At 71.0% G+C, this 25474-nt stretch carries 25 protein-coding genes and 1 tRNA gene; 17 read left to right on the plus strand and 9 right to left on the minus strand.

The features are described 5' to 3' along the window. Nucleotides 1–69: 69 nt before the first annotated feature. Entirely contained in the window at nt 70–510 is a 441-nt protein-coding gene (locus tag Q9R26_RS03640) for an Rv3235 family protein (protein WP_311226561.1), read from the minus strand. A 118-nt stretch (nt 511–628) separates the two neighbouring features. On the opposite strand from Q9R26_RS03640, the gene Q9R26_RS03645 reads away from it, so the two are divergent. Then, nucleotides 629–2128, plus strand: a complete 1500-nt coding sequence (locus Q9R26_RS03645; protein ID WP_027466510.1) for a sensor histidine kinase — start codon at nt 629–631, stop codon at nt 2126–2128. 163 nt (nt 2129–2291) lie between these two features. Here the strand turns inward: Q9R26_RS03645 and Q9R26_RS03650 are convergent, their stop codons facing one another. Then, nucleotides 2292–2540, minus strand: coding sequence for a WhiB family transcriptional regulator (locus tag Q9R26_RS03650; RefSeq protein WP_017888820.1), 249 nt, complete (start codon nt 2538–2540; stop codon nt 2292–2294). Between the two features lie 261 nt (nt 2541–2801). Between Q9R26_RS03650 and Q9R26_RS03655 the strand changes: the two genes are divergently transcribed. Beyond that, a complete protein-coding gene (locus tag Q9R26_RS03655; protein WP_259579290.1) occupies nt 2802–3233 on the plus strand; it encodes a hypothetical protein in 432 nt (143 codons plus the stop codon). A 143-nt stretch (nt 3234–3376) separates the two neighbouring features. Here Q9R26_RS03655 and bcp read toward each other — a convergent pair whose 3' ends face one another. Then, on the minus strand, nt 3377–3847 hold the full coding sequence (bcp, locus tag Q9R26_RS03660; protein WP_259579288.1) for a thioredoxin-dependent thiol peroxidase: 471 nt from the start codon (nt 3845–3847) through the stop codon (nt 3377–3379). Between the two features lie 96 nt (nt 3848–3943). Between bcp and Q9R26_RS03665 the strand changes: the two genes are divergently transcribed. Beyond that, nucleotides 3944–4016: transfer RNA gene (locus tag Q9R26_RS03665), tRNA-Lys, on the plus strand. A gap of 105 nt (nt 4017–4121) precedes the next feature. Here the strand turns inward: Q9R26_RS03665 and Q9R26_RS03670 are convergent. Further along, nucleotides 4122–4772 (minus strand): YigZ family protein, encoded by a 651-nt coding sequence (locus Q9R26_RS03670; RefSeq protein WP_371830601.1) that lies wholly within the window; start codon nt 4770–4772, stop codon nt 4122–4124. A gap of 101 nt (nt 4773–4873) precedes the next feature. Between Q9R26_RS03670 and Q9R26_RS03675 the strand changes: the two genes are divergently transcribed. From Q9R26_RS03675 to Q9R26_RS03705, 7 genes are all read left to right on the plus strand, one after another. Then, complete coding sequence (locus Q9R26_RS03675) at nt 4874–5314, plus strand: hypothetical protein (protein ID WP_051596928.1); 441 nt, start codon at nt 4874–4876, stop codon at nt 5312–5314. Then, nucleotides 5311–5772: an ImmA/IrrE family metallo-endopeptidase gene (locus Q9R26_RS03680; RefSeq protein WP_209135182.1), complete on the plus strand. Its 462-nt coding sequence runs from the start codon at nt 5311–5313 to the stop codon at nt 5770–5772. Before Q9R26_RS03675 ends, Q9R26_RS03680 begins: the two co-directional genes overlap by 4 nt. Next, nucleotides 5769–6695, plus strand: a complete 927-nt coding sequence (locus Q9R26_RS03685) for a hypothetical protein (RefSeq protein ID WP_311226562.1) — start codon at nt 5769–5771, stop codon at nt 6693–6695. The genes Q9R26_RS03680 and Q9R26_RS03685 overlap by 4 nt, the downstream gene beginning before the upstream one ends. A gap of 162 nt (nt 6696–6857) precedes the next feature. Next, on the plus strand, nt 6858–7070 hold the full coding sequence (locus Q9R26_RS03690) for an SCO4848 family membrane protein (RefSeq protein WP_182065932.1): 213 nt from the start codon (nt 6858–6860) through the stop codon (nt 7068–7070). A 143-nt stretch (nt 7071–7213) separates the two neighbouring features. Then, nucleotides 7214–7891, plus strand: coding sequence for a response regulator transcription factor (locus Q9R26_RS03695; RefSeq protein WP_111089168.1), 678 nt, complete (start codon nt 7214–7216; stop codon nt 7889–7891). Continuing rightward, complete coding sequence (locus tag Q9R26_RS03700; RefSeq protein WP_259579284.1) at nt 7884–9281, plus strand: cell wall metabolism sensor histidine kinase WalK; 1398 nt, start codon at nt 7884–7886, stop codon at nt 9279–9281. The genes Q9R26_RS03695 and Q9R26_RS03700 overlap by 8 nt, the downstream gene beginning before the upstream one ends. A gap of 49 nt (nt 9282–9330) precedes the next feature. Then, on the plus strand, nt 9331–9987 hold the full coding sequence (locus tag Q9R26_RS03705) for a PepSY domain-containing protein (protein ID WP_311226563.1): 657 nt from the start codon (nt 9331–9333) through the stop codon (nt 9985–9987). 46 nt (nt 9988–10033) lie between these two features. Here the strand turns inward: Q9R26_RS03705 and Q9R26_RS03710 are convergent, their stop codons facing one another. Together Q9R26_RS03710 and Q9R26_RS03715 are read right to left on the minus strand one after the other, a co-directional pair. Then, nucleotides 10034–10333, minus strand: coding sequence for a hypothetical protein (locus Q9R26_RS03710; RefSeq protein WP_182065928.1), 300 nt, complete (start codon nt 10331–10333; stop codon nt 10034–10036). Between the two features lie 77 nt (nt 10334–10410). Beyond that, entirely contained in the window at nt 10411–11943 is a 1533-nt protein-coding gene (locus tag Q9R26_RS03715; protein ID WP_182065927.1) for an amino acid permease, read from the minus strand. Nucleotides 11944–12081: 138 nt separating this feature from the next. Here Q9R26_RS03715 and Q9R26_RS03720 point away from each other — a divergent pair, with 138 nt between their 5' ends. Continuing rightward, nucleotides 12082–13245 (plus strand): mechanosensitive ion channel family protein, encoded by a 1164-nt coding sequence (locus Q9R26_RS03720; protein WP_262138482.1) that lies wholly within the window; start codon nt 12082–12084, stop codon nt 13243–13245. Nucleotides 13246–13359: 114 nt separating this feature from the next. Here the strand turns inward: Q9R26_RS03720 and Q9R26_RS03725 are convergent, their stop codons facing one another. Next, complete coding sequence (locus Q9R26_RS03725) at nt 13360–13551, minus strand: hypothetical protein (protein WP_071261817.1); 192 nt, start codon at nt 13549–13551, stop codon at nt 13360–13362. A 93-nt stretch (nt 13552–13644) separates the two neighbouring features. Here Q9R26_RS03725 and Q9R26_RS03730 point away from each other — a divergent pair, with 93 nt between their 5' ends. Further along, the gene (locus Q9R26_RS03730) at nt 13645–14796 is read left to right on the plus strand and encodes an SLC13 family permease (protein WP_311226564.1); all 1152 of its coding nucleotides are present in this window, start codon (nt 13645–13647) and stop codon (nt 14794–14796) included. A gap of 45 nt (nt 14797–14841) precedes the next feature. On the opposite strand, the gene Q9R26_RS03735 is transcribed toward Q9R26_RS03730, so the two are convergent. Together Q9R26_RS03735 and Q9R26_RS03740 are read right to left on the minus strand one after the other, a co-directional pair. After that, nucleotides 14842–15813, minus strand: a complete 972-nt coding sequence (locus Q9R26_RS03735; RefSeq protein WP_182065924.1) for a magnesium transporter CorA family protein — start codon at nt 15811–15813, stop codon at nt 14842–14844. Between the two features lie 99 nt (nt 15814–15912). After that, entirely contained in the window at nt 15913–18657 is a 2745-nt protein-coding gene (locus tag Q9R26_RS03740) for a hypothetical protein (protein ID WP_311226565.1), read from the minus strand. A gap of 262 nt (nt 18658–18919) precedes the next feature. Here Q9R26_RS03740 and otsA point away from each other — a divergent pair, with 262 nt between their 5' ends. The 5 genes from otsA (at nt 18920) to ilvN (ending at nt 25418) form a co-directional block, all read left to right on the plus strand. After that, entirely contained in the window at nt 18920–20512 is a 1593-nt protein-coding gene (gene otsA, locus Q9R26_RS03745) for an alpha,alpha-trehalose-phosphate synthase (UDP-forming) (RefSeq protein WP_071405817.1), read from the plus strand. Beyond that, complete coding sequence (gene otsB, locus Q9R26_RS03750; protein WP_209135191.1) at nt 20505–21287, plus strand: trehalose-phosphatase; 783 nt, start codon at nt 20505–20507, stop codon at nt 21285–21287. Before otsA ends, otsB begins: the two co-directional genes overlap by 8 nt. 70 nt (nt 21288–21357) lie before the next feature. Beyond that, on the plus strand, nt 21358–23052 hold the full coding sequence (gene ilvD / locus Q9R26_RS03755; RefSeq protein ID WP_071246395.1) for a dihydroxy-acid dehydratase: 1695 nt from the start codon (nt 21358–21360) through the stop codon (nt 23050–23052). A 45-nt stretch (nt 23053–23097) separates the two neighbouring features. Then, the gene (locus tag Q9R26_RS03760) at nt 23098–24921 is read left to right on the plus strand and encodes an acetolactate synthase large subunit (protein ID WP_182065921.1); all 1824 of its coding nucleotides are present in this window, start codon (nt 23098–23100) and stop codon (nt 24919–24921) included. Beyond that, nucleotides 24918–25418, plus strand: coding sequence for an acetolactate synthase small subunit (gene ilvN / locus Q9R26_RS03765; protein WP_017888842.1), 501 nt, complete (start codon nt 24918–24920; stop codon nt 25416–25418). The genes Q9R26_RS03760 and ilvN overlap by 4 nt, the downstream gene beginning before the upstream one ends. Nucleotides 25419–25474: the final 56 nt, after the last annotated feature.

Consider the following 25474-nt stretch of genomic DNA (forward strand, 5'->3'; position numbering starts at 1 on the left):
CGTCCACACAGGACGGACGGGAGGCACGGTGCCAGCTGGCACCGTGCCTCCCGTCTGCCCGCCACCCGGCTACAGGACCCCGATCGCGGTCGCCTGCCACCGTCCGTGTCGCTCTTCGAGCCGCATGGCGACCGCCCGAGCGTGACTGCGCGCGTGCACGACCACCGTCGCCTCGGCGACGCCTGCCGCGGGGCGGCAGACGAGCACGCTGCCGACCCGGAGCACGGGGCGCCCGCGTGCCCGCCGACCGGAACCTCGGGCGTGCGCTGCCACCGCGGCCCGCTGCTGCAGGTGGCGTTGCACGTCGTCGCTGATCCACCGGGTGATGCTGTCGACCTCCCGCGCGCCGGTGAGCACCTCGGCGACGCAGAGCCCGAGCGCCCGCGCCGTCGTCGCCGGGTCCGGGGGGCCGGTCGCCACGGCGGGCTCCGGTGCCGGTTCGACGATGCGCAGCGGCGGTGGGTGCGCCGTCGTCGTCTCGTGATCGATGCGGCGTGCCTGCTCTGCCACCCCTGCCCCTTCCGTCTTTGGAGCGAGCGTATGGGGCGTGCGACATACAAAATACATACCGGTCTGCCCTGTGGACAGGGCGACGTTCTCCACAAGGCGCCGGACCTAGACTGGCTGGGTGTCGACCCTCAGTGACCTCGTCCTCGCGCAAGGCCGTTCCTCGGAAGCAGACGTGGAGTGGCTCCACCTGCTCGTGGGGGACTGGCAGCTCCTCGCCGACCTGTCCTTCGCCGACATGGTGCTCTGGGTCCCGACCGCCGAGGACGGCTCGTTCGTGGCCGTCGCGCACGCCCGACCGAGCTCCGCGGCGACGCTGTTCTACCGCGACATCGTCGGGCAGGAGATCCGCGAGGAGTGGCGCGGCCAGGTGACCGAGAGCTTCGCCGGGTCACGGGTCGTCGACTCCGCCGAGCCGGACTGGTACGAGGACACCCCGACCCGCGTCCGCGCGATCCCGGTGCTCCGCCGCCTGAGCGCGAAGAGCGCCGAGACCACCGAGCGACCGATCGCCGTCGTCACCCGGCACTCCAACCAGGACGAGATGCGGACCCCGAGCCGCCAGGAGCTCAACTTCACCGCGAGCGCGAACGACCTGTTCGGCATGATCGCCACCGGTGACTTCCCGGACCTCGGGGCACCGGCCGGTCCCCGTCGTGGTGCGCCCCGTGCCAGCGACGGTCTGCTGCGCCTCGACACCGCCGGCATCGTCACGTTCGCGAGCCCGAACGGCCTGAGCGCGTTCAACCGGATGGGCTTCGAGGGGGAACTCGAGCGGAAGTCCCTCGCCGAGGTCACCACCGAGCTCATCGGCGCCCAGCTCGACGTCGACGAGTCCCTGCCGCTCGTCGTCACCGGCCGTGCACCGTGGCGGGCCGACATCGAGTCGAAGGGCGTCACGGTGTCGCTCCGCTCGATCCCGCTCCGCGACCACGGTGAGCGCATCGGCGCCATCGTGCTCTGCCGCGACGTGTCCGAGCTGCGGCACCAGGAGCGCGAGCTCATCACCAAGGACGCCACGATCCGCGAGATCCACCACCGGGTGAAGAACAACCTGCAGACGGTGGCGTCCCTGCTGCGGATCCAGGCGCGTCGCACGCACTCGGACGAAGCGCGGACCTCGCTGCAGAACGCCATGCGCCGCGTCGCCGCCATCGCCGTCGTGCACGACACGCTGTCGAGTGGCCTCAGCCAGACGGTGGACTTCGACGAGGTGTTCGACTCGGTGCTCAAGCTCGTGACCGAGGTCGCCGCGTCGCACAACACCACCGTGCACCCGAAGAAGACCGGAGAGTTCGGGGTGCTGCCCTCCGAGGCTGCGACACCACTTGCCCTCGGGCTCACCGAGCTCGTGACGAACGCCGTCGAGCACGGGCTGGACGGCCGTGACGGCGAGGTCGAGATCGTCGCCCGCCGCTTCGACGACCACCTGGAGATCGAGGTCCGCGACAACGGGGTGGGGCTCCCCGAGGGCAAGGTCGGCTCGGGGCTCGGCACGCAGATCGTCCGCACGCTCATCCAGGGCGAGCTCGGCGGCACGATCGACTGGCACACCCTGACGGGCAGCGGCACCGAGGTGACGATCACCATCCCGTTCCGCTGGTTGACCGCCCCCGCTTGACGCCCGGTTCGAGTCCGCAAAACACCGGTGTTCACCGGTCGAACACCCGCGTTCCAGTGTTCGACGCGTGAACACCGGTGTTTTGCAGAAGCCGCCCCGCGCGCACGACGACGCCCGCCGCCCCCGGAGGGACGACGGGCGTCGTGGTGTCAGGCGACCGGGGTCAGGACGCGCGGCGAGCGCGGGCGGCGCGACGCTTCAGCGCACGACGCTCGTCCTCGCTGAGACCACCCCAGACACCCGAGTCCTGGTTGTTCTCGAGTGCGTACTGCAGGCACATCTCGGTGACCGTGCAACGCGCACAGACCGACTTGGCCTTCTCGATCTGGTCGACGGCGGGCCCGGTGTTCCCGACGGGGAAGAAGAGCTCGGGGTCTGCGGTGAGGCAGGCAGCCTTGTCACGCCAGTCCATGTGTGGTGCTCCTTGATGTCGATGCTCGAACGGCAGGCCGGGGCCGTGGCTCGGGGGATCGGACCGCTGACCATGCATGCGGCATGGAGGGGACAACTGTGGGGAGGAGTCCGCAGGAAGCGTGTCTGACGCCCGCGAGACGCTCGGGGGAGGAGCGATGAACCACGGGAGACGCACACCACATCGTGCCGTCCAAACGACCTCCAATATCGTTCCATACTGGTAGGGCCAAATCAAGGGTTCCGATGCTGGAGGATCACTGTGCACGACGACACCCCGAACGACACCGATCCCTCCGCACCCGTCGCGCGCCGGTCGCCGGCGATGCTGGGGCTGCTCGCGGTGGTCGGCCTCGAGTTCCTCGCGCTGGTGGTCGTGACCGTCGTCCTGGTCGTCGAACTGCTCGTCGCCCCGGCCACGAGCATCGCGTCCGGCATCGCCCTCACCGTCCTCGTCGCCATCGCTGCGCTCTGGCTCGGTGCGCTGCTGAACGGCCTGTGGCAGGGCCGGTCGTGGGTGCGCTCCGGGATCATCGTCTGGCAGGTCCTGCAGGGCGCCATCGCGATCGGCGCGTTCCAGGGCGTCTTCCGGGTCGCCGCGGTCGGCTGGGTGCTGCTCGTCCCGGCCCTGCTCGGCATCACGCTGGTGCTGTCGCGGTCGGTGACGGCCGCGCTCGCGCGTCCGGCCGAGTAGCGCGCGCCCCGCACGGGGCGACGCGCCAGCGGCGCGCGGCGCCAGCGCCGGCCGAGCCTGCGAGGGCGGTCTGCAGACAGCGCACTGGAGGCCCGGTGCCGGTTCCGAGAACCGGCACCGGGCCTCCGGTGCGTGGCCGGTCCTCAGACCAGGCCGAGCTTCTTCCGCAGGCTCGCGACGTGCCCGGTGGCCTTGACGTTGTAGAGCGGCAGCTGGACCGCGCCGTCCTCGTCGACCACGATCGTGGACCGGATCGTGCCGGTGACGATCTTTCCGTAGTTGTTCTTCTCGCCCCAGGCCGCGTACGCCTTGTGCACGGCGAGATCGGGGTCGCTCAGCAGCGGGAAGGTCAGCGCCTGCTCGTGCTGGAACGTCTTGAGCTTCGCCTGCTCGTCCTTCGAGACGCCGAGGACCTCGTAGCCGGCGGCCTGCAGCGAGGACATGTTGTCGCGGAAGTCGCAGGCCTCGGTGGTGCAGCCCGGGGTGGAGGCCGCCGGGTAGAAGTACACGATGACCTTCTTGCCGCGCAGGGCAGCCAGGGAGTGCCGGGTGCCGTCCTGGTCGGGCAGCGTGAAGTCGGGGGCGGTGTCGCCGGGGACGAGACGGTCGGTCATGGTGCTCCTTGTTCGCGTCGTGCGCACACGAGTGGTCGTGGGCGCGCGAAACCCATGCTATTGTTGATTCCCGTTGCGGCACGGAAGCCGGAACATGCACCTCTAGCTCAATTGGCAGAGCAACTGACTCTTAATCAGTGGGTTCTCGGTTCAAGTCCGAGGGGGTGCACCGCAGAACGAACGCCCCGGCTCATCGAGTCGGTGCGTTCGTGCGTTCCGGGCAGGTTCTCACGCCGAAGCGGTGACACGCCCGAGGTGTGCAGGAACCGCGGATTCAGTCGGCGGGGACGTCGACGATCCGCTCCTCGCCGATGACAGGTTCGAGCGAACCGGCCGACGCGGCGGCGAGGTCGGCGGTCAGGGCTCCGAGCGCCTCGCGGGGGACCCACACCTCGAAGGTCGCCGCCCGACCGTACTCGGTCGGACCGAGCGTCGCGTGGTGGTGCCGGACCCAGTCGCGCAGCACGTTGTCGAGCCGCCCGGCGTCGGCGTGGTCGACGTCGAAGCGCACCTGCGTCAGGGCCTCGCGACGCACGAGGACCGCCGTGTCGAGTGCCTCGGACACCGAGGTCGAGTAGGCCCGGACCAGTCCGCCGGCACCGAGCTTCACCCCGCCGAAGTACCGCGTGACGACTGCGACGACGTCGGTCAGACCGCGGCGTCGCAGGACCTCGAGCATCGGCACACCCGCTGTGCCGGAGGGCTCCCCGTCGTCCGACGAACGCGCCTGGTCGCCGAGCACGCCGGTGACCATCGCCGTGCAGTTGTGCCGGGCGTCCCAGTACCGCCGGCGGACCTCGGCGATCACGCGGTCGGCGTCCTCGACCCCGGACACCGGTGCGACGGTGGTGATGAACCGGGACTTCGTGATGACGAGCTCGTGCTCGACCGGCGCCGCGACGGTGGCGGGGAAGCGGCGGGGCATGCCCACGAGGGTAGCGGCGCGCGTGCCGGGCGCCCGCGCTAACATGGCGTCCACGCGCCGGACCCACAGGTCGCGCGGACACGGCTGGGGAGGAGTCCGAGATGGACACGGGTGATCTGAAGGGCGGGGCGCTCGACGCCGCCGAACTCGCGCGCCGCCTCAACCTGCTCCTCGACTTCGAGGAGTCCCAGCGTGGCGCTCCGGTGCCGTTCTCCTCGATCGAGGAGTACGTCGCGGCCCACGGTGGGTCGCTGTCGCGGGCGAAGTGGACCTACATGCTCTCCGGCGACGGCCGCCGCAACCGCGACACCGAGCTCCTGCGCCTGCTGGCCGGGTACTTCGAGGTCGACGAACGCTTCCTGCTCGAGGACAGCGAGGTACCGGAACGGATCGGTGCCCAGCTCGCCCTCGTCCGGTCCCTGCGGTCCGCGCGCGTGAGCGGCTTCGCGGCCCGGACCTTCCCCGGCGAACTCTCACCCGACGCGTTGCGGCGCATCGCCGAGGTGCTCGAGGAGGAATCACAGCGGGGGAGCGTCGCATGACCGATGCCCTCGTGGAGGCGTTCTGGGCTCGTGGTGCCGCCGAGGGGTGGTCGGACGTCGACCAGGCCGTCGCCGCCGCGGCTGACGTCGTCGGCAAGCCGATCGTGGTGCGCGAGGAGTCGTTCCTGGCTGCCGAGCCCGTGTGCGGCTTCGTGGCCACCCTCGAGCACGCGCACCTCGTGATGATCTCGCCGACCTCCTCACCGACCTTCCGGTCGTTCGTCATCGGCCACGAGCTCGGGCACGTCCTGCACCGGCACCAGGAGCACGCGCCGCAGAGCGCCTACATCCGCGACGTCATCCCCGACCTGCCCGAGTACAAGGTGGAGCGGGCACTTGCCCGGGGGATGTTCTCGAACACCTACGAGCACGAGGCCGAGGTCTTCGCGGACCGCCTGGCCACCGTGATCCGTCGGCACCGCGGCCGCCCGAGCGCCTTCCGCGGGGTCTTCGGGTGATCATCGCCGTCGTCCAGGCGGTGCTGCTCATCGTCGGGACGATCGTGCTGTTGGTCCTGCAGCGTGGGCAGGACCGCACCCTGGCGTTCACGTTCCTGCTGTTCGCCGCCACCATCGTGACGAACGTCGACCCGCTGTACCGGTGGCTCGACCCGCTGCTGGGCGGGCACAACGTCGTGACCCTCATCAGCGACTGCCTCATGGTGGCCGGGACGAGCACGCTGCTGTGGGGCGTGGCGAAGGCGGTCGGCGCGGCGCGCCCGTGGCTCCGGAACGCGGTCGTGGTCTCCTTCGCCGCGGTCGTCGTGGTGGTCGTCGTCGCGTTCACGGTGCTCGACAAGCCCGCGACCACGACGACGTTCATGCTCGACGCCGGCTCGCACCCGGCGGCGACGGTCTACGCGATCGCGCAGACCGTCTACCTCGGAGTCGCCCTCGGTGCGACGGGGTTCATCTGCGTGCTCCACCTGCGCGAGGCCCGGACGACCACCGACCTGGTGGGACTGTGGGTGCTGGTCCTCGGTTGGGTGCTCGGGGTCGTCCGCATGGTCGTGGTCGTCGTGATGGACGTCGCGCACGTCACCGGCGACCTGGACGTCACGCACGCGCTCTCGCTGCCCTACGACGTCACCACGCCGGGAGCCGTGCTGTGCGTGGCGTCCGGCATGCTCCTGCTCGTCGTCGGGCACCGGATCTCCCGCCGACGTCGGGCACGCCGCGTCGACGATGCACTGCGCCTCCTCGCGCCGCTGCACGACCGTGTCGGCGTGGACAACGCCTACCCGCCCACCGACGACCCCGCGACCCGGCTCAGTCGCCGCATCGTCGAGATCAACGACGGCGTCCGGGGTGCACGGGCGTCCCTGACCGACGCCGAGCGTGCTGCCCTCGCCGACGCCGAAGCCGCGCTCGAGACCGCGTAGTCCCTCGACGCTGTCGAACAGGCCGTGTACAGTCTGTAGCAAGTGCTACAGATCCTGTGGCCTGCCGGGTCGGGACTCGGCCGCGTTGGGGGCGGCCGAGCACCACCCGCCCGGCGTCGCCGTACCGGCATCGTCGCCGCGGACGTTCACTAGGATCGTCCCGTGCTCGTCTTCGCCGCAGTCGTCCTGTTCATCGGCGCCGTCTTCAACGTCGTCACCTGGCCGCGCTTCTTCCAGCGTGTCGCGAAGGACTCCCGTGCCCGCGACGCCGCCGGCAAGCCGACGACGTTCTACACGGTGCACCTCGTGCTCCTGCTCCTCGCGCTCGCCATCGCCGTCGCCTCCGTGATCGCAGGGATCCTGCTGCTGGTCTGAGCCCTCCGAGGCGGCGCGGCCCTGGTCCGGACCACCGTCGGACGGGAGGCCCGTGGCGGCGCCGCCACGGACCTCCCGTCCGCCCCGCCGCACTCGCCGGCCGCTTCAGGCCTGCTTCAGCGGGGCACGGCAGGATCGACCCCATGCGTGTGCTGGTGGTCGACGACGAGGTCCGGCTCGCCGACGGCGTGCGCCGCGGCCTCGAGGCCGAGGGGTGGGCGGTCGACGTCGCGAACGACGGCGTCGACGGGCTGTGGCACGCGCGGGAGTTCCGCTACGACGCGATCGTGCTCGACCTGATGATGCCCGGCCTGAGCGGCTGGGCCGTGTGCGCGCAGCTCCGTGCGGACGGCGACTGGACCCCCGTGCTCATGCTGACCGCCAAGGACGGCGAGTGGGACCAGGTCGAGGCGCTCGACGCGGGCGCCGACGACTACGTCACCAAGCCGTTCTCGCACCCGGTGCTCGTCGCACGGCTGCGGGCGCTCGTCCGACGGGGTGCCCGTGAGCGCCCCACCGTGCTGACGCTGGGCGACCTGGTGGTCGATCCCGCAGCCCGCACCGTGGCTCGCGGCGAGACCCCGGTCGAGCTGACCAGCCGCGAGTTCGCCGTGCTCGAGTACCTCGCACGGCACCCGGGTCAGGTCCGGTCGAAGCGCGACGTCATCGAGAACGTCTGGGACGTCGACTTCGAGGGGGATCCGAACATCGTCGAGGTGTACGTCGGGCACCTCCGCCGGAAGCTCGACCGGCCGTTCGGGCGCACCGCGATCGAGACGGTCCGTGGCGCCGGGTACCGTTTGGCGGCGGACGGTGGCTGAGCGGCCGGCCCCCCGTGCGAGCGGGGCCACGCCGAACCGGCCTCGTCGCCCCCGGTCGGTCCGGGCACGCACCACCCTCGGCGCCGGGGTCGTCGTCCTCGCGGCGCTGGTCATCGGTGCCGTCGCGTTCGTCCTCGTGCTGCGGCTCGTGCTGCTCGACGGCGTGCGCACCTCGGCCGAGACCGGTCTCGAGCAGGTGTCCTCCCGAGTCGAAGCGGACGGTGCGGCCGCAGTGACCGGCTACGAGGACGTCCTGGTGCAGGTGATCGGCGACGGCGGGGCGGTCCTGGCGCACGGCGAGGACGCCGATGGGGCCGCCCTGCCGACCGCCGACGAGTCCCGGTGGACCCACGACGGCGAACGCTGGCTGCTCGTCGCGGACGACGTGGACCTGCCCGGCGGCGGCGAGGCGACGCTCGTCTACGGCGCCACGCTCGACCAGGCCGACACCGCGGTCCGCACCGCCGTCGTGCTCCTCGCCGTGGGGGTGCCCGTGCTGGTGCTCCTGCTGGTCGCGGTCACCTGGGCCGTCACAGGACGCTCGCTGCGGCCCGTGGAGCGGATGCGCACCGAGGTCGAGACGATCCGGGCGGCCCGTCCGGACGCCCGGGTCGAGGTGCCCGACACCGGCGACGAGGTCGCCCGGCTCGCGAGCACCATGAACGCCATGCTGGACCGACTCGAACGGTCTGCCGAGAGCCAGCGGCGCTTCGTGTCCGACGCCTCCCACGAACTCCGGTCGCCGATCGCGTCGATCCGGCAGCACGCCGAGGTCGCCGTCGCGCACCCGGAGCGGACCGAGGTGGCCGACCTCGCCGACGTCGTCCGGTCCGAGGCGGTGCGCCTGCAGGACCTGGTCACCGGGCTGCTCGAGCTCTCCCGCCTCGACGAGGGCGGGATCCGCACGCGGCGCTCCGTCGACCTCGACGACCTGGCGTTGGACGCGGTGGCCCGCGCGCGAGCACGGTCGAGGGCCGGTGACGCGCCCGCGCAGGACGGCGACGCCCCGGCGGTCCGGGTGGACGGCTCGGCGATCTCGGCAGCGCGGGTCCTCGGCGACGAGCGCGTGCTGGCAGGGGTGGTCCGGAACCTCGTCGACAACGCCGTCCGGCACGCGAGCACACGCGTCGCCGTGTCGCTCACCGAGCACGACGGGTCCGCGGTGCTCACGGTCGACGACGACGGCACCGGCGTCCCCGAGGACGAGCGCGAGCGCGTCTTCGAGCGCTTCGTCCGTCTCGACGAGGCCCGCAGCCGGGACGCCGGTGGCGCGGGGCTCGGCCTCGCCATCGTCCGCGACGCCGTGCGGGCGCACGGCGGCGACACGACCGTGGTCACGTCCCCGCTCGGCGGCGCGCGGTTCGTCGTCCGCATCGCACTCGGCGGCTGAACAGGTGGCTTCAGGGCTGCTTCAGCACCCCGACGCGATGCTCGTCCACATGAACTTCCGCACCCAGCACCAGAAGCCCTCCGCCCGCCGCATCGCCGCGTTCGCCGCCCTGCCGATCGTCGCGGCGCTCGCACTCACCGGTTGCGCCAGCGACGACTCCGACGACGACACCGGCTCGGCCGGCTCCGGCTCGGTCGGCTCGTCGGCGACGGACTCGTCGGGCTCCGGTTCGTCGGCGTCCGGTGCGTCCGGCGTCGCGTCCAGCGGCTCGAACACGGCCCTGCTCGCAGCGGTCGCCACCGCACGCGGCGAGGTCGGCTCGGGCACCGTCATCTCGGTCGAGCAGGAGCAGGGCGCCTCCGCCTACGAGGTCCTGGTCGTGACGAAGGACGGCACCGAGCACGAGGTGCACACGAACGCCGACGGCACCTCGGTCGCCGGCACCCCGCAGACCGAGGCCGCCGACGCGGACGACGAGGCCGAGCACGAGCGCTTCGTCGCCGCCGCCGACCTGAGCGTCAAGCAGGCCGTCGACGCCTTCCAGGACCTGCACGCGGGGACCGTGACCGAACTCGGCCTCGACGACCACCTCGGCTCCGTCGTCTGGGAGGGCGACGTGCTCGACTCGTCCGGCACCAAGCACAGCGTGCGCATCGACGCCGGATCCGGTGACGTCGTCACCGACCGCGTCGACACCGACGACTGACCCGGGCACCCGGGCCGCGGGCCCCAGGGGGCCCGGCACCGCGTCCTCAGGACTCCAGCGGCGGGCCGAGCACCTTCCGGATCGCCAGCGCAGCGAGCTGCTCGTCCGGGGTGTCGAGCAGCACGCGGTAGGTGTCCTGCCCGGTGAGGAACTCGACGCAGACGGCGTCCTCGTCGCACGGTCCGAGGCGCCACCCCTGCACCGCGTCCATCGGCACCATGGTTCGCGTCCCTCGCTGGTAGTCGGTCTCGGCCTCGAGACGATCCGCGAACACCCGGAGGCGTCCGTAGGCACCTCGCCAGCTGAGCTGCAGGTCGAGGGTGGGCGAAGCAGAGCGGTCCGGCACCTGCTGATGGTAGCGAGGGGTGCCGGACCGTTCGTGTTCCCGCCGGGGTGCCTTGCGTTCCGGGGACAAGCGGAGCGCTAGCTCCCGTCGCCGTCGCGTCGCACCGAGGCGGCGGGGTCGCGGACGCCGATCGGGTAGGGACCCGTGACGCCCTCGCGCAGGGCGGCGATGCGCAGGATGCGGTCACGCTGCAGGAACCACCCGACGATGAGCAGGGGGATCACGATGACGAGCGACGCGATCGTGTACGTGCCGACGGGGTAGTCGATCGCCATCAGCACGATGACCGAGGCGAGGAACGCCAGGGTGAGCCAGGCGGTGACGGGCGCACCCGGTAGCCGGAAGGTGGGTTCCTTGGCGAGCCCCTGCTTGGCCCACTGACGGAGCCGCATCTGGCACAGGATGATCGTGCCCCACGCCGTGATGATGCCGAGACTGGCGATGTTCAGGGCGATCTCGAACGCCTGGCTCGGCACGAAGTAGTTCAGTACGACGCCCGCGACGGTGAACGCCGCGGTGAGCAGGATGCCGGCGTAGGGGACGCCGCCCTTCGACATCTTCGTGGTCCACTTGGGCGCCGAGCCGTTCATGCCCATCGAGTGCAGCGCGCGTCCGGTGGAGTACAGGCCGGCGTTCAGGGACGACAGGGCCGCGGTGAGCACGACGAAGTTCATGATCCCACCGACGATCGAACCGACCTGCGGGTTGCCGAGCGACGAGAAGAACGTGACGAACGGGCTCTCGCCCTCCTTGTAGGCCGTGTACGGCAGCAGCAGGGAGAGCAGGATGATCGAGCCGACGTAGAAGACCGCGATGCGGAAGACCACGGAGTTGATCGCGCGGGGGATGACCTTCTCGGTGTTCTGCGTCTCGCCCGACGCGGTTCCGACGAGCTCGATCGCCGCGTACGCGAACACGACGCCCTGGATCACGATGACCGCGGGGAGCAGCCCGTTCGGGAACAGCCCGTCGTTGTCGCCCCAGATCGAGAACCCGGTGCGGACGGCCTCGCCGCCGGCCTCGACGGGGAACGCGAAGACGAGCCAGACGATCGCGACGACGAGGAACGCCACGAGCGCGGCGACCTTGATGAGGGCGAACCAGAACTCGAGCTCGCCGAACACCTTCACGGCGACCATGTTCGCGGCGAGGACGACGACCAGGGCGATCAGCGCCAGCAGCCACTGCGGTGCGGCGGTGAAGGCCGACCAGTACTGCAGGTAGATCGCGACCGCGGTGGTGTCGACGATCGAGGTCATCGCCCAGTTGAGGAAGTACATCCAGCCGGCGGCGTACGCGAACTTCTCGCCGTAGAACTCGCGAGCGTACGAGATGAACGACCCCGAGGACGGGCGGTGCAGCACCAGCTCGCCGAGGGCACGGAGGATGAAGAAGGCGAAGATCCCGGCGACCAGGTAGGTCAGCGCGAGCGCGGGGCCCGCGGTGTGCAGGCGTCCACCGGCACCGAGGAAGAGGCCGGTGCCGATCGCGCCGCCGATCGCGATCATCTGCAGTTGCCGGGGCTTCAGGCCGTGCTGGTAGCCCTCCTGCTCGTGCGAGAAGTCGTTCGCCGGCGCTCGGTTGCCACCCGTGTCGTTCTGCGCTGTCATGCGAGAGAACCTACATGCGCACCGGACCGGGCCGTCACGCAAACCCCGGTTCGGGCGAACCGCGACCGCTGAACGTCCGCACAGCTGACGGCGGCCCGAACCTGAACGACGACCGTCGTCCGTTGCTTGCATGGAGGGATGGACATCCTCCTCCGACTCCTCGTCGCGATCGGGTTCGCCCTGCTCGTCACCGCCGTCGTCGCCCTCGTCCTGCACCTGGTCCTCCGGGCGATCGCGCGCCGGGAACGCTGGGCCGGCGTGCTCTCGCGACGGACGAAGCACCCCTTCCGCACCGTGCTGCTGGTGGTCCTGCTCTGGATCGCGTTCACGTCGAGCATCCCGCGGAACGCCGACGCGTACCCGTGGCGCGACGAGGTCGCGCACGCCTTCCTGATCGTCACGATCGCGACCGGTTGCTGGCTCGCGTGCCAGGTCGCGATCTTCCTCGAGGACCTCGGGTTGCACCGGTTCCGCATCGACGTGCCCGACAACCGGCAGGCGCGTCGCATCCGCACCCAGGTGCTCATCATCCGGCGGCTCACCGTCGCCGTACTCGTCATCATCGCGGTCGGCGCGATCCTGCTGACCTTCGACGGGGTCGAGGCGGCCGGCGCGAGCGTGCTCGCCAGCGCCGGTCTCATCTCCGTGGTCGCGGGCCTCGCCGCGCAGTCCACGCTCGGCAACGTGTTCGCCGGCATGCAGCTGGCGTTCTCCGGGTCGATCCGGGTGGACGACGTCGTCGTGGTCGAGCAGCAGTGGGGACGGATCGAGGAGATCACGCTGACCTACGTCGTCGTGCACCTGTGGGACGACCGTCGGTTCGTGCTGCCGTCGACGTACTTCACGAGCACGCCGTTCGAGAACTGGACACGGACCGGCAGCGAACTGCTCGGCGCAGTCGAGTTCGACCTCGACTGGCGGGTCCGGCCGGGGGAGATGCGCGAGGAGCTCGACCGCATCCTCGACCGCACCGAACTGTGGGACCGCCGCGTCAAGGTACTGCAGGTGACCGACGCCGTGCAGGGGTACGTGCGGGTGCGCGTCCTCGCGACGTCGCACGACGCGCCGTCGCTGTTCGACCTGCGCTGCTACATCCGCGAGGAGCTCGTCGAGTGGATCCAGCGCACCCACCCCGACGCCCTGCCGGTCCAACGCGTGCTCATGGTCGACGAGACGGCGCCGCGACGGCGCACAGCGTCGACCGCTGCCGACTCGGCGCTGTTCGCGCCGGGCCAGGAGGACCGCGCGGCGCTCTTCACCGGCCCGATCCAGACGTCCGACATCCCGCCGTCGGAGCGCTGACGGGCGCGTCTGCCGCTGCGGAACCAGGTTCCGTGGACGGTGCTGACGACGGACGGGAGGCCCGTGGCGGATCCGCCACGGGCCTCCCGTCCGTCGTGTGGTTGCGGCCTGGACCTACGGCTGGCGCGCCTTGACCGCGCGGTCGTCCTCGACGACCGTGCCGATCGCCACGATCGTCGTGGCGAGCCACGCGACCCAGGTCAGCGCGAGCCGCCAGTCGCGCGGTCCCTGGCGGGTGGTCTGCAGCACGCTGTAGCCGCTGATGAGCGAACTCCACACCGCACCGTTGAACATGAACTTGCGCACAGAGGCCTCCTGTCGTCGTGCTGACAACGCTACCGGCCCGTACATTGGAGCGCCGCCGGTCACCCTGCCGCGGTGTGTGCCAGAGGAGTGTTCGTGCGTCAAGCGGTCATCGGAGCGGCCCTGCTCGTGGTCGGCGCGGTCTGCGTCGTGTTCGGGCTGCTGCCACTCGACGACCTCGCCGTGCTCGCTGACCGGGTCCTGCCGGTCCTCGGGTTCGTGCTCGGGCTGACCGTGGTCGCCGAGCTGGCCGCGGACGCCGGGGTGTTCGACCGGCTCGCCGACGTCGCCGCCCGGGTCGGTGGCGGACGCACCATCGGGCTCTGGGGCGCGGTCGTCGTGCTCGCAGTGCTCTGCACCGTCTTCCTGTCGATCGACACCACCGCGGTGCTCCTCACCCCCATCGTCATCTCGCTCGCACGGCGTGTGGGGCTGCCCCCGATGCCGTTCGCCCTGACCACGGTCTGGCTCGCGAACACGGCCTCACTGCTGCTGCCGGTGTCCAACCTGACGAACCTGCTCGCCGTCGACCGGATGGGGCTCGGCGGCCCGCTGCCGTTCGCCGGGCTGATGGCCTGGCCCGCGGTCGCCGGGGTGGTCGTGCCGTGCGTCGTCCTGCTCGTGGTGTTCCGCGGCAAGCTGTTCGGCCGCTACTCGCCGGTGTCCGTCCGCACGCCGAAGGACCCGGTGTTCTTCTGGGCGGCCTCCGCCGTGCTGGTCGCGCTCGTCGTCGCCCTGACCGCCGGGGTGACCGTGTGGATCGCTGCGGTCCTGGCCGCCGTGGTGCTCGTCGTGGTCGCGGCGTTCCGGTCACCGTCCGAACTCCGGGTGTCCCGCGTGCCGTGGTCGACCCTGCTGTTCGCCGCCGGGCTCTTCGTCGTGGTCGAGGCGCTCCACACGACGGGCATCACCGACCCGATCGTGCGAGCGCTGCAGGGCGGCACCGGGACCGGCCCGCTGCTGCTGCTCGGCGGTGCGGGCGCGGTCGCCGCGAACGGCATCGACAACCTGCCGGCGTACCTGGTGCTCGAACCGGCCGCCGGGCACGAGGCCGTTCGGTACGCGGCGCTGCTCATCGGTGTGAACGCCGGCTGCCTCATCACGCCGTGGGCCTCGCTCGCGACGCTGCTCTGGCACGCCCGGCTGTCGGCCGAGGGGGTGCACCTGTCGTGGGGCCGGTACATGGCGCTCGGGTGCGTCGTCGCGCCGCTCACCGTGGTCGGCGGGGTCCTGGCGCTCGCGCTCTGACATGGGCGGGGCCTGGTGCCGAGGCGGTGGCGGAGCTTCGGGTGGTCAGAGCCAGTCGCGGGTCTTGAAGACGCGGTAGAGCACGAGCGACGACGCGGTGATGATCGCGAGCGAGGCCCAGAGACCACTCCAGGCGCCCTCGCCCGGGAACTCGACGTTCTGCCCGAAGAAGCTCGTCACCCCGGTCGGGATCGCGATGATCGCCGCCCAGCTCGTGACCTTCTTCATGACGGTGTTCTGCCGGTTCGACGCCAGGTTCAGGGTCGTGTCGAGCACGCTCGACACCGCGTCGCGGAGTTGCTCGACCGAGTCGGCGATCGAGACCAGGTGGTCCTCGACGTCGCGGAAGTACGGGCGGATGCCGTTCGAGATCGTCTCCGCGTCACCGTGCAGCAACGACGCGACGCTGTCCCGCGTCGGGACGACCAGCCGCCGGAGCACCCCGAGGGTCTTGCGGAGCCGGAACGACCGCCGCTGGATCTGCTGCTCGCGGGGGTCGCCCGGTACGAACAGGTCGTCCTCGAGCGCATCGATCTGCCGCTCGAGGTCCTCGACGGTGTCGGTGGCCCGGTCGACGACGGCGTCGAGCAGTGCCCAGACGAGCCAGGGCACGCCGTGTTCGGCGATGTCGGAGTTCGCCGTGAGCCGGTGTTCCATCGGGGCGGTGTCGACGTCGGACCCGTGGATGGTGACGAGGGCCCGTTCGGTGACGAAGGCCTTGACCTCGTGCGTGATCAGGTCACCCTCGTCGTCCGTGCCGCCCACGTCGTAGACGACCAGGAACAGGCTGTCCCGGTACCGGTCGAGCTTCGGGCGCTGACCGTGCTCGACGGCGTCCTCGACCGCGAGCGCGTGGATGCCGAGCTCCTCCTCGATCTGCTCGAGGTCGGCCGAGGTCGGGTCGGTGTAGTCGATCCAGACGAAGGTGTCCGGATCGGCGACGAGGTCGGAGATCCGGTCGACGGGAAAGTCCCGCTCGACCGTGTCGCCCTTGCACCACGCCCGTGTCCTGACCATGCTCGTCAGCCTACTGAGACGGCCGACCCGGGATATCCCGGGTCGGCCGTCGTGGTGCTGCGGAGCCGCTCAGCCGGCTCCTGCTCAGCCGGCTCCTGCTCAGTAGGCGGAGACGAGCTTGCCGTCCTCCACCTTCAGGTACTGGTTCACATCGAACGAGTCCTCGCCGCGTTTCTTGTCACCGAGGTACGAGGTGTAGCTGTACGAGACGCTCCCGTCCTTCGTGCTCGTCACCATCACGGTGCCGGCGCGGGACGCCTCGACCTCCAGCTCGGGCATCGACGTGACGTCGTACTGCACGCCGCCGTCGGCGTCGTAGGGCCCGTACCAGGGGCAACCGCTCAGTGCCCGGAGCTCGGTCTTCTCGGCGCAGTCGTCGATCAGGTCGGTCACGTACTGCTCGGCGTCCTGCTCGAGTGCCTTGGTCGCCTTCGGCGCGAAGTCGACGTAGCCCGACGTGGCCGCGCCCACGGAGACCTTCTCGGTGCCGCCGGTGAAGTACTTCGAACCGCCGACCGAGACCTGGTAGGTGCCGGGGTAGGCGAGGGACGTGAACGTGCCCTCGCTGATCTTCCCGATCTCCTTGCCGCCGACGGTCACGGGTGCACCCTCGAGCACGTCGGAGGCCGTCAGGGTGACCTGCTGGGCGAGGGGCTGCGTGACACGCCACTCGTCCTTCACCAGGAACGAGGTGCCCGTGCGCCGCAACGACACCTGGCCGGAGCGGTTCTTGCCGTCCTGCGTGTAGCTCAGGGTGGCGATCGCGGTGTCACCGGTCCGGGCGACCCGGCCGACGCGGATGTCCGACGGGCGGTCCTTCGCGCTCCCGAGCACCTTCGAGCCGAGCATCGCGGCGTCGTCGGGGACCTCGCTCAGGTCGGCGGCGGTGTCGGCGTCACCGCTGGCGATGGCCTGCACGTAGGACTTGACGGTCGGGGCCGGACCCCACACGTTGGCGCGGAGGACGCTCGTCGTGACCGCGCCGGCGATGACGACCACGATCACGGCGCCACCGGCGATGAGCGAACGGACCAGGATCTTCTTGGACCGCGGGGACATCGGTGCCGGAGCCGGGGCACCACCGCCGATGAACGGCTGCGACCCGTAGGCGGGTTGTGCGCCGTACGGGGGCTGCGTGCCGTAGGGCGGCTGCGACCCGTACGACGGCTGCGCGCCGGAGTTCGACTGCACGCCGTACGCGGGCTCCTGGGCAGGCCCGGCCGGCGGGTACGACGCGTGCTGGTCAGCGACCGGGGGAGTGTTCCACGCGGCGGCAGCCGGCGCGTCCGCGGCGACAGGCGCGTCGGGCGCGACGGGAGCGGCCGGGTCGACGGTCGCGGTGGGCGCGACGGGAGCACCCTGGCCGGCGACGGGCCCGGCCGGGAACGCCTGCGGCACGACGGGGCGGGGGTCCGCCCCGACCAGACGCGACGTCCGCAGCACCGCGGCACCACCGAGGCGGGGCAGGAGCACCGGAGCGAGGTACCGGGCGACGACCTCGATCACGCCGCCCCACAGGGCGAAGACGATCGGCGTCCACGGCGCGACGCCGATCGACCCCGATGCGTCCACGGAGCTCGTGCTGCTCACCTGGTACGAGGCGACGCCGGTGCCGAGGACGAAGAACAGCAGACCGAGTGCGAACCACACCAGCGGGGTGACGACCCAGTCGAGGGTGGTGCGGATCCGGTCGTTGCGGCGGACGGCGAGTGCGAGCCCGGCCGCGACCGAGGTGACGACGACGAACAGCACGACCAGCCAGGTCCAGCCGCCGGCCCCGCCGAACACCGAAGCGCTGTCGCTGGCGGACCCGAAGCCGGAGGTCCCCACCCCACCGAAGAACCCGAGCGCGGTCAGCCCGACCGCGACGTTGCCGAGCAGCAGCGGCAACGCGGAGCCGGAAGAGGGCTGGGCGATGACGGCGACGACGAGGACGACGAGGGCGACCAGCACGACGAGGACCGTGAGCTGCGACGCGGCGACACGCAGTGTGCCGAGCAGGCGGGCGGCGAAGACGTTGCCACCAGCGAGCACGGAGGGCCGGGCGAGGAGCGCGGCCAGGGCACCGATGACGAACGCGCCGAGGATGCTCCCGACACCGACGGCGTGCACCGGCTCGATGACCGCGCCGGACACCGACGGGAACCGGATCGCGAACAGGGCGGCCGCGACGTTCGTGAGCACGGTGGTCACGAGGCCGGAGACCACCGCGGTGACGAGCACCTGCGTGCGACCGAGGCCTCGCGTGCGGATCCGGCGGGTGAGCACGACGGCCAGGACGACCTGCGCGGTGAGCACCAGTGCGGGTACCACGGCGAGCGAGCCCGAACCGGAACCGAGGAACCCGATCGACCCGGACAGGTGCAGACGGCCGAGGTCGGCGAGGGCCACGAGCTGCGCCGGCGCACCGAGCAGGACGCTCACGCCGGAGAGCAGGGACTCCACGTCGGGGGCCGAGCCCGCGCCGAGGTCGGTGCCGGACCCGGTGGACGGAGCGGCCGAACCGCTGCCGCCGGATGCGAGCAGGCCCACGGTGATGAGCAGTGAGAGTCCGGCGACGACGTACGCCGCGACCCAGCCGCCGACGGCGGCGAGCACGGCCGCCAGCCAGTCGCGACCGGAAACGGAGCGCAGGAAGCGGCCGAACGCATCGGACGGCTGCGCGGCAGGGGCGGGCTGACCCGACCACTGCTGCGGGCCTCCAGGCTGCTGCTGCCAGGCGGGCTGGCCGTTCCCGGCGGGCTGGCCGGGAACGTACTGGCCGGGACCGGGCTGGCCGGAACCGGGCTGGCCGGGACCGGGCTGCGACGGCGGGACGGGCTGGTTGGGCGGGTTCTCGCTCACGGCTGGGGGTCCTCTCCGACCGGGAGGCCGGCGCCGCACTCCAGCACCCGTGTCCCCCCGACACGTGCCTGCAGCGTAGCGGAACCGCCGATCCGCCGTGAATGCGCTGTCCCCACGCTGGTAACTTCGGCAGCGCGCCCGGCGCACCACGCCGGTCGTCGCACGACGCCAGCCGTCGCACCACGCCAGCCGTCGCACCCGACGCACCGACGCACCCGACGCACCCGGCCCCGGCCGGGCGGAACGGAGATCACACCACCCCATGCCTGCAGACCGCACCGAACAGACCCGCTACTCGTTCGTCGTCGCCTCCAACCGCCTCCCGGTGGACCGCGTCGTCGACCAGGACGGCAACGAGGGCTGGCGGCACTCGCCGGGCGGCCTCGTCACCGCCCTCGAACCCGTGATGCGCGCGAACGACGGAGCCTGGGTCGGCTGGGTGGGGCAGGCCGAGGTCGAGGTCGCACCGTTCGACAACGAGGGCATCCACATCGTCCCCGTCCCGCTCTCCGACGACGACGTCGAGGAGTACTACGAGGGCTTCAGCAACGACACGCTCTGGCCGCTCTACCACGACGTCATCGAGCACCCGAGCTACCACCGCGACTGGTGGAACGCGTACAAGCGGGTCAACGAACGCTTCGCCGCGCAGATCGCCGAGATCGTCGAGCAGGACGGCATCGTGTGGGTGCAGGATTACCAGCTGCAGCTCGTGCCGGCCCTGCTCCGCGCGAAGCGCCCCGACCTGACGATCGGCTTCTTCAACCACATCCCGTTCCCACCGGTCGGCATCTACGCACAGCTGCCGTGGCGTGCGCAGATCCTCGACGGGCTGCTCGGCGCCGACGTCATCGGCTTCCAGCGCCACGACGACGCCAGCGACTTCCTGCGCGCGGTCCGGCACATCAAGGGCTACACGACCAAGGGCACCACGATCGACGTCCCGGTGGACGACCCGGCAGCCCCGCGCAGCCGCAAGGGCATCACGGTCCGCCACGTCGAGGCGCGGCACTTCCCGATCTCCATCGACGCCGAGAGCTTCGAGGCGATCGCCCGCAAGCCCGAGGTGCAGGAGCGTGCGCGCGAGATCCGCGAGAGCCTGGGCAACCCGAAGACGGTGCTGCTCGGCGTCGACCGGCTCGACTACACCAAGGGCATCCGCCACCGCATCAAGGCCTTCGGCGAGCTGGTGGAGGACGGCCGCATCGCGGTCGAGGACGCCACCCTCATCCAGGTCGCGAGCCCGAGTCGGGAGCGTGTCGACTCGTACGCGGCGCTCCGTGACGAGATCGAGCTGAGCGTCGGCCGCATCAACGGCGACCTCGGAGTCATCGGCCACCAGCCGATCTCGTACCTGCACCACGGCTACCCGCGCGAGGAGATGGTGGCGCTCTACCTGGCCGCCGACATCATGCTCGTCACCGCACTGCGCGACGGCATGAACCTCGTCGCGAAGGAGTACGTCGCCGCCCGCTTCGACAACGACGGGGTGCTCATCCTGTCCGAGTTCGCCGGTGCCGCCGACGAGCTCAAGCAGGCTGTGATCGTCAACCCGCACGACATCGGCGCGCTCAAGGACTCGATCGAGCGCGCGATCCAGATGCCGCGTCGCGAGCGGTCGACGCGCATGCGCGCGCTCCGCAAGCGGGTCCGCGACAACGACGTGGCCCGCTGGTCGCGCTCGTTCCTCGAGGCGCTCGACCGCCACGCACCGCGGAACGCCCAGATCGACCCGTCCGCCGCCGACCCGCGCGAGCAGCACCGCGAGGCACAGACCGACAACATGTCGATCTTCGACCAGGACGCCCAGTCCGCGCGTGCTGCCGAGGACACCCGGGAGGCACGTGATGACTGAGACCACCACCGACCAGACCGCCATCGACGCGGCCCTCGAGACGCTCGCGGCTTCGCCGCGACTGATCGTCGCCCTCGACTTCGACGGCACGTTGGCCCCCTTCGCCGACGACCCCTCGCAGGTCGGCGCGTTGCCGGGCTCGTGGGCCGCGGTCCTGACCCTGCACCGTGCGAAGGACACCGAGGTGGTGCTCGTGTCCGGGCGTCCCCTCGGCAGCCTCGCCGCGGTCACCCACGCACCCGAGGACATGGCGCTCGTCGGCTCGCACGGTGTCGAGTGGCGCGTGGACGGCCACGACGAGGCCGCGCTGTCCGATGACGAGGTCGGTCGTGTGGCACGGATCGGCGCTGCGCTCGACGCGGTCGGCGAACGGTTCCCGGGCGTCGTCATCGAGCACAAGCCCGCCGGGCACGGGGTGCACACGCGCCGCGTCTCCGCCGAGGTCGCAGCCGAGGCGAACGCGGCGGCGAGCCGTGCTGCGCACGAGGCCGACCCGGAGGTGCTCGAGCGCGGTGGCAAGGACATCGTCGAGTTCGCGGTCCGCCACGTCACGAAGGGCGACGCGATCGCCCGGCTCCGCGAGCTGCACGGTGCCGACGCGGTGTTCTTCGCCGGCGACGACGTCACCGACGAGGACGCGTTCCGCGTGCTCGGCGACGGCGACGTCGGGGTGAAGGTCGGACCCGGGGAGACCCGTGCCGGCTACCGCATCGCCGACCCGGCGGCCCTGACCGGGGTGCTCAAGCAGCTGGCGAGGCTCCGCGCGACGCGCTGATCGCGGGCCCGGAGCATGAGAATGCACGGGGGTGCACAGCTGGTATCCCAAAGCGTCCTAGACTCATCCCATGCCTGATATCGACGTCAAGCCGCGCAGCCGGGTCGTCACCGACGGGATCGAAGCAACCACCTCGCGTGGCATGCTGCGGGCCGTCGGTATGGGAGACGAGGACTGGAGCAAGCCGCAGATCGGCATCGCGTCCTCGTGGAACGAGATCACGCCGTGCAACCTGTCGCTCGACCGCCTCGCACAGGGTGCGAAGGAGGGCGTGCACTCCGGTGGCGGCTACCCGCTGCAGTTCGGCACCATCTCCGTCTCGGACGGCATCTCGATGGGCCACGAGGGCATGCACTTCTCCCTCGTCTCGCGTGAGGTCATCGCGGACAGCGTCGAGACCGTCGTCAACGCCGAGCGCCTCGACGGCACCGTCCTGCTCGCCGGCTGCGACAAGTCGCTCCCCGGCATGCTGATGGCCGCCGCGCGCCTCGACCTGGCGAGCGTGTTCCTCTACGCGGGTTCGGTCATGCCGGGCTACGTGAAGCAGGCCGACGGCACGATGAAGGAAGTCACGATCATCGACTCCTTCGAGGGCGTCGGCGCCTGCAAGGCCGGCACCATGAGCGAGGAAGAGCTCAAGAAGATCGAGTGCGCCATCGTCCCGGGCGAGGGCGCCTGCGGTGGCATGTACACGGCGAACACGATGGCCTCCGTCGCCGAGGCCCTCGGCATGTCGCTCCCGGGCTCCGCGGCCCCGCCGAGCGCCGACCGCCGCCGTGACTACTACGCGCACCGCTCCGGCGAGGCCGTGGTGAACATGCTCGAGCACGGCATCACCGCGCGGCAGATCCTCACCAAGGAAGCCTTCGAGAACGCGATCGCCGTCGCGATGGCCCTGGGCGGCTCGACCAACGTCATCCTGCACCTGCTCGCCATCGCCTACGAGGCCGAGGTCGAGCTGTCGCTGGACGACTTCAACCGCATCGGCTCCAAGGTCCCGCACCTTGCCGACATGAAGCCCTTCGGCAAGTACGTCATGGTCGACGTCGACCGCAACGGCGGCATCCCCGTGATCATGAAGGCGCTGCTCGACGCGGGCCTGCTGCACGGCGAGTGCATGACCGTGACGGGCAAGACCGTCGCCGAGAACCTGGCCGAGATCGACCCGCCGGCGCTCGATGGTGAGGTCTTCCGCACGCTCGACAACCCGATCCACGAGACCGGCGGCCTCACCGTCCTCCAGGGCTCCTTCGCCCCCGAGGGCGCCGTGGTGAAGACCGCGGGCTTCGACGCCTCCGTCTTCGAGGGCCCCGCCCGGGTGTTCGACCGCGAACGTGCCGCGATGGACGCCCTGACCGAGGGCAAGATCGAGAAGGGCGACGTCGTCGTCATCCGCTACGAGGGACCGAAGGGCGGTCCGGGGATGCGCGAGATGCTCGCCATCACCGCGGCCATCAAGGGCGCGGGCCTCGGCAAGGATGTACTACTCTTGACCGACGGTCGATTCTCAGGCGGCACAACCGGCCTGTGCATCGGCCACATCGCACCGGAAGCAGTGGACGCAGGTCCAGTCGCTTTCGTTCGTGATGGCGACCGCATCCGTGTCGACATCGCGGCTCGCTCGCTCGACCTACTGGTCGACCCGGCCGAGCTGGAGGCCCGCCGTGACGGCTGGGCCCCGCTGCCCCCGCGCTACACCCGCGGAGTCCTCGCGAAGTACGCCAAGCTCGTCAAGTCCGCCGCCCAGGGCGCGGTCACGGGCTAGCGTCCGACACCCGCACCACCGCCACCACTCAGGCAAGGACCACTCATGCCCACGGAAGCAACTCCGTTGTCCGCGGCCGCCGGTGCACGCCGGTCGCCGGAGATCCTGACCGGCTCGGGAGCCGTCCTCCGGACGCTCGAGCACCTCGGGATCACCGACGTCTTCGGCCTGCCGGGCGGCGCGATCATCCCGTTCTACGACGAGCTGATGGCGTCGACCACGATCCGCCACATCCTCGTCCGTCACGAGCAGGGCGCCGGCCACGCCGCCGAGGGCTACGCCTCGTCGTCCGGCAAGGTCGGGGTCGCCATCGCGACGTCCGGCCCCGGCGCGACGAACCTCGTCACGGCCATCGCCGACGCCTACATGGACTCGGTGCCGTTCATCGCGATCACCGGTCAGGTGTTCTCGACGCTGATGGGCACCGATGCGTTCCAGGAAGCCGACATCGTCGGCATCACGATGCCCATCACGAAGCACTCGTTCCTGGTGACCGACCCGGCCGACGTGCCGGCGACCCTCGCCGCGGCGCACCTCATCGCGACGACCGGTCGGCCCGGCCCCGTGCTGGTGGACATCACGAAGGACGCCCAGCAGAAGTCGGCGCCGTACGTGTGGCCGCCCAAGATCGACCTGCCCGGCTACCGCCCGGTGACCAAGGCGCACGGCAAGCAGATCACCGCGGCCGCGCAGCTGCTGTCCGAGTCGGAGCGACCGGTGCTCTACGTCGGCGGCGGGGTCGTCCGCTCCCGCGCGACCGCCGAGCTGCTCCGCTTCGCCGAGGCGACCGGGGCGCCGGTCGTCACGACCCTGATGGCGCGCGGCGCGTTCCCGGACTCGCACCCGCAGCACCTCGGCATGCCCGGGATGCACGGCACCGTGCCCGCGGTACTCGGCCTGCAGGAGAGCGACCTGATCGTCGCCCTCGGGGCCCGCTTCGACGACCGCGTGACCGGCAAGGCCGACGAGTTCGCGCCGGACGCCAAGGTCGTGCACGTCGACATCGACCCGGCCGAGATCTCGAAGATCCGGTTCGCCGACGTCCCGATCGTCGGTGACGCCCGCGAGGTCCTGGTCGACCTGCTCGACGCCTGGGGCGGCATCGCCGTCGAGGACCGCGCATCGACCGACGAGTGGTGGGCCAAGCTCCACCAGCTCAAGGCCGACTTCCCGCTCGGGTACGCCGAGCCGACCGACGGGCTCCTGGCACCGCAGGGCATCATCAAGCGCATCGGTGAGCTCTCCGGTCCCGAGGCCGTGTACGCCTCGGGTGTCGGTCAGCACCAGATGTGGTCGGCGCAGTTCATCAAGTACGAGCGGCCGAACGCCTGGCTCAACTCCGGTGGCGCCGGCACGATGGGTTACTCGGTCCCCGCGGCGATGGGCGCGAAGGTGGCCCAGCCGGACCGCGTGGTCTGGGCGATCGACGGCGACGGCTGCTTCCAGATGACGAACCAGGAGCTCGCGACCTGCGTCATCAACGACATCCCGATCAAGGTCGCGATCATCAACAACTCCTCGCTCGGCATGGTCCGGCAGTGGCAGACGCTGTTCTACGACGGCCGGCACTCCTTCACCGACCTCGAGACGGGGCACGACTCGCGTCGCGTGCCGGACTTCGTGAAGCTGGCCGACGCGTACGGTGCCCTCGGCATCCGCGTCGAGAAGGCCGACGAGGTCGACGCCGCGATCGAGCTCGCCCTGGCGACCAACGACCGCCCGGTGGTGATCGACTTCGTCGTGAGTCGTGACTCGATGGTCTGGCCGATGGTCCCGCAGGGCGTCAGCAACTCCTCCATCGAGTACGCCCAGGCACTCGCCCCCACCTGGGACGACGAGGACGCCGACATGACGGGAGAAACCGCATGAGCCACGTCCTCTCCCTCCTCGTGGAGGACAAGCCCGGTCTGCTGACCCGTGTCGCCGGACTCTTCGCCCGCCGCGGGTTCAACATCGAGTCGCTCGCCGTCGGCAACACCGAGGTGGACGGCCTCAGCCGGATCACGGTCGTCGTCGACGTCGAGGACCTCCCGCTGGAACAGGTGACGAAGCAGCTCAACAAGCTGGTGAACGTCATCAAGATCGTCGAACTGGACTTCTCGCAGTCGGTCCAGCGCGAGCACATGCTCGTGAAGGTGCGCGTCGACAACCAGACGCGCTCGGCGGTGCTCGAAGCAGTGAACCTGTTCCGTGCCCAGGTCGTCGACGTGGCGACCGACTCCCTGATCGTCGAGGTGACCGGCGACCCCGGCAAGATCCAGGCGATCCTCCGCGTGCTCGAGCCCTACGGCGTCAAGGAGCTCGCCCGCGCGGGCCTCCTCGGCATGGGCCGCGGACCGAAGAGCATCACCGACCGGGTGCGCTGAGCGCCCGTCACACCCTTCCCGGGCGCCGACGGTGCCCGGCACCGACCACAGAACCA

Origin of the sequence: Curtobacterium sp. BRB10, assembly GCF_031844325.1 — a bacterium.
Classification (GTDB): Bacteria; Actinomycetota; Actinomycetes; order Actinomycetales; family Microbacteriaceae; genus Curtobacterium; species Curtobacterium poinsettiae_A.

Bases quoted from the DNA above. Each gene is read 5' to 3' on its own strand.
- Q9R26_RS03650 (WP_017888820.1), bottom strand. From the start codon at position 2,540: ATGGACTGGCGTGACAAGGCTGCCTGCCTCACCGCAGACCCCGAGCTC.
- bcp (WP_259579288.1), bottom strand. From the start codon at position 3,847: ATGACCGACCGTCTCGTCCCCGGCGACACCGCCCCCGACTTCACGCTG.
- Q9R26_RS03670 (WP_371830601.1), bottom strand. From the start codon at position 4,772: ATGCCCCGCCGCTTCCCCGCCACCGTCGCGGCGCCGGTCGAGCACGAG.
- Q9R26_RS03675 (WP_051596928.1), top strand. From the start codon at position 4,874: ATGGACACGGGTGATCTGAAGGGCGGGGCGCTCGACGCCGCCGAACTC.
- Q9R26_RS03680 (WP_209135182.1), top strand. From the start codon at position 5,311: ATGACCGATGCCCTCGTGGAGGCGTTCTGGGCTCGTGGTGCCGCCGAG.
- Q9R26_RS03695 (WP_111089168.1), top strand. From the start codon at position 7,214: ATGCGTGTGCTGGTGGTCGACGACGAGGTCCGGCTCGCCGACGGCGTG.
- Q9R26_RS03705 (WP_311226563.1), top strand. From the start codon at position 9,331: ATGAACTTCCGCACCCAGCACCAGAAGCCCTCCGCCCGCCGCATCGCC.
- Q9R26_RS03715 (WP_182065927.1), bottom strand. From the start codon at position 11,943: ATGACAGCGCAGAACGACACGGGTGGCAACCGAGCGCCGGCGAACGAC.
- Q9R26_RS03720 (WP_262138482.1), top strand. From the start codon at position 12,082: ATGGACATCCTCCTCCGACTCCTCGTCGCGATCGGGTTCGCCCTGCTC.
- Q9R26_RS03735 (WP_182065924.1), bottom strand. From the start codon at position 15,813: ATGGTCAGGACACGGGCGTGGTGCAAGGGCGACACGGTCGAGCGGGAC.
- otsA (WP_071405817.1), top strand. From the start codon at position 18,920: ATGCCTGCAGACCGCACCGAACAGACCCGCTACTCGTTCGTCGTCGCC.
- otsB (WP_209135191.1), top strand. From the start codon at position 20,505: ATGACTGAGACCACCACCGACCAGACCGCCATCGACGCGGCCCTCGAG.
- ilvD (WP_071246395.1), top strand. From the start codon at position 21,358: ATGCCTGATATCGACGTCAAGCCGCGCAGCCGGGTCGTCACCGACGGG.
- Q9R26_RS03760 (WP_182065921.1), top strand. From the start codon at position 23,098: ATGCCCACGGAAGCAACTCCGTTGTCCGCGGCCGCCGGTGCACGCCGG.
- ilvN (WP_017888842.1), top strand. From the start codon at position 24,918: ATGAGCCACGTCCTCTCCCTCCTCGTGGAGGACAAGCCCGGTCTGCTG.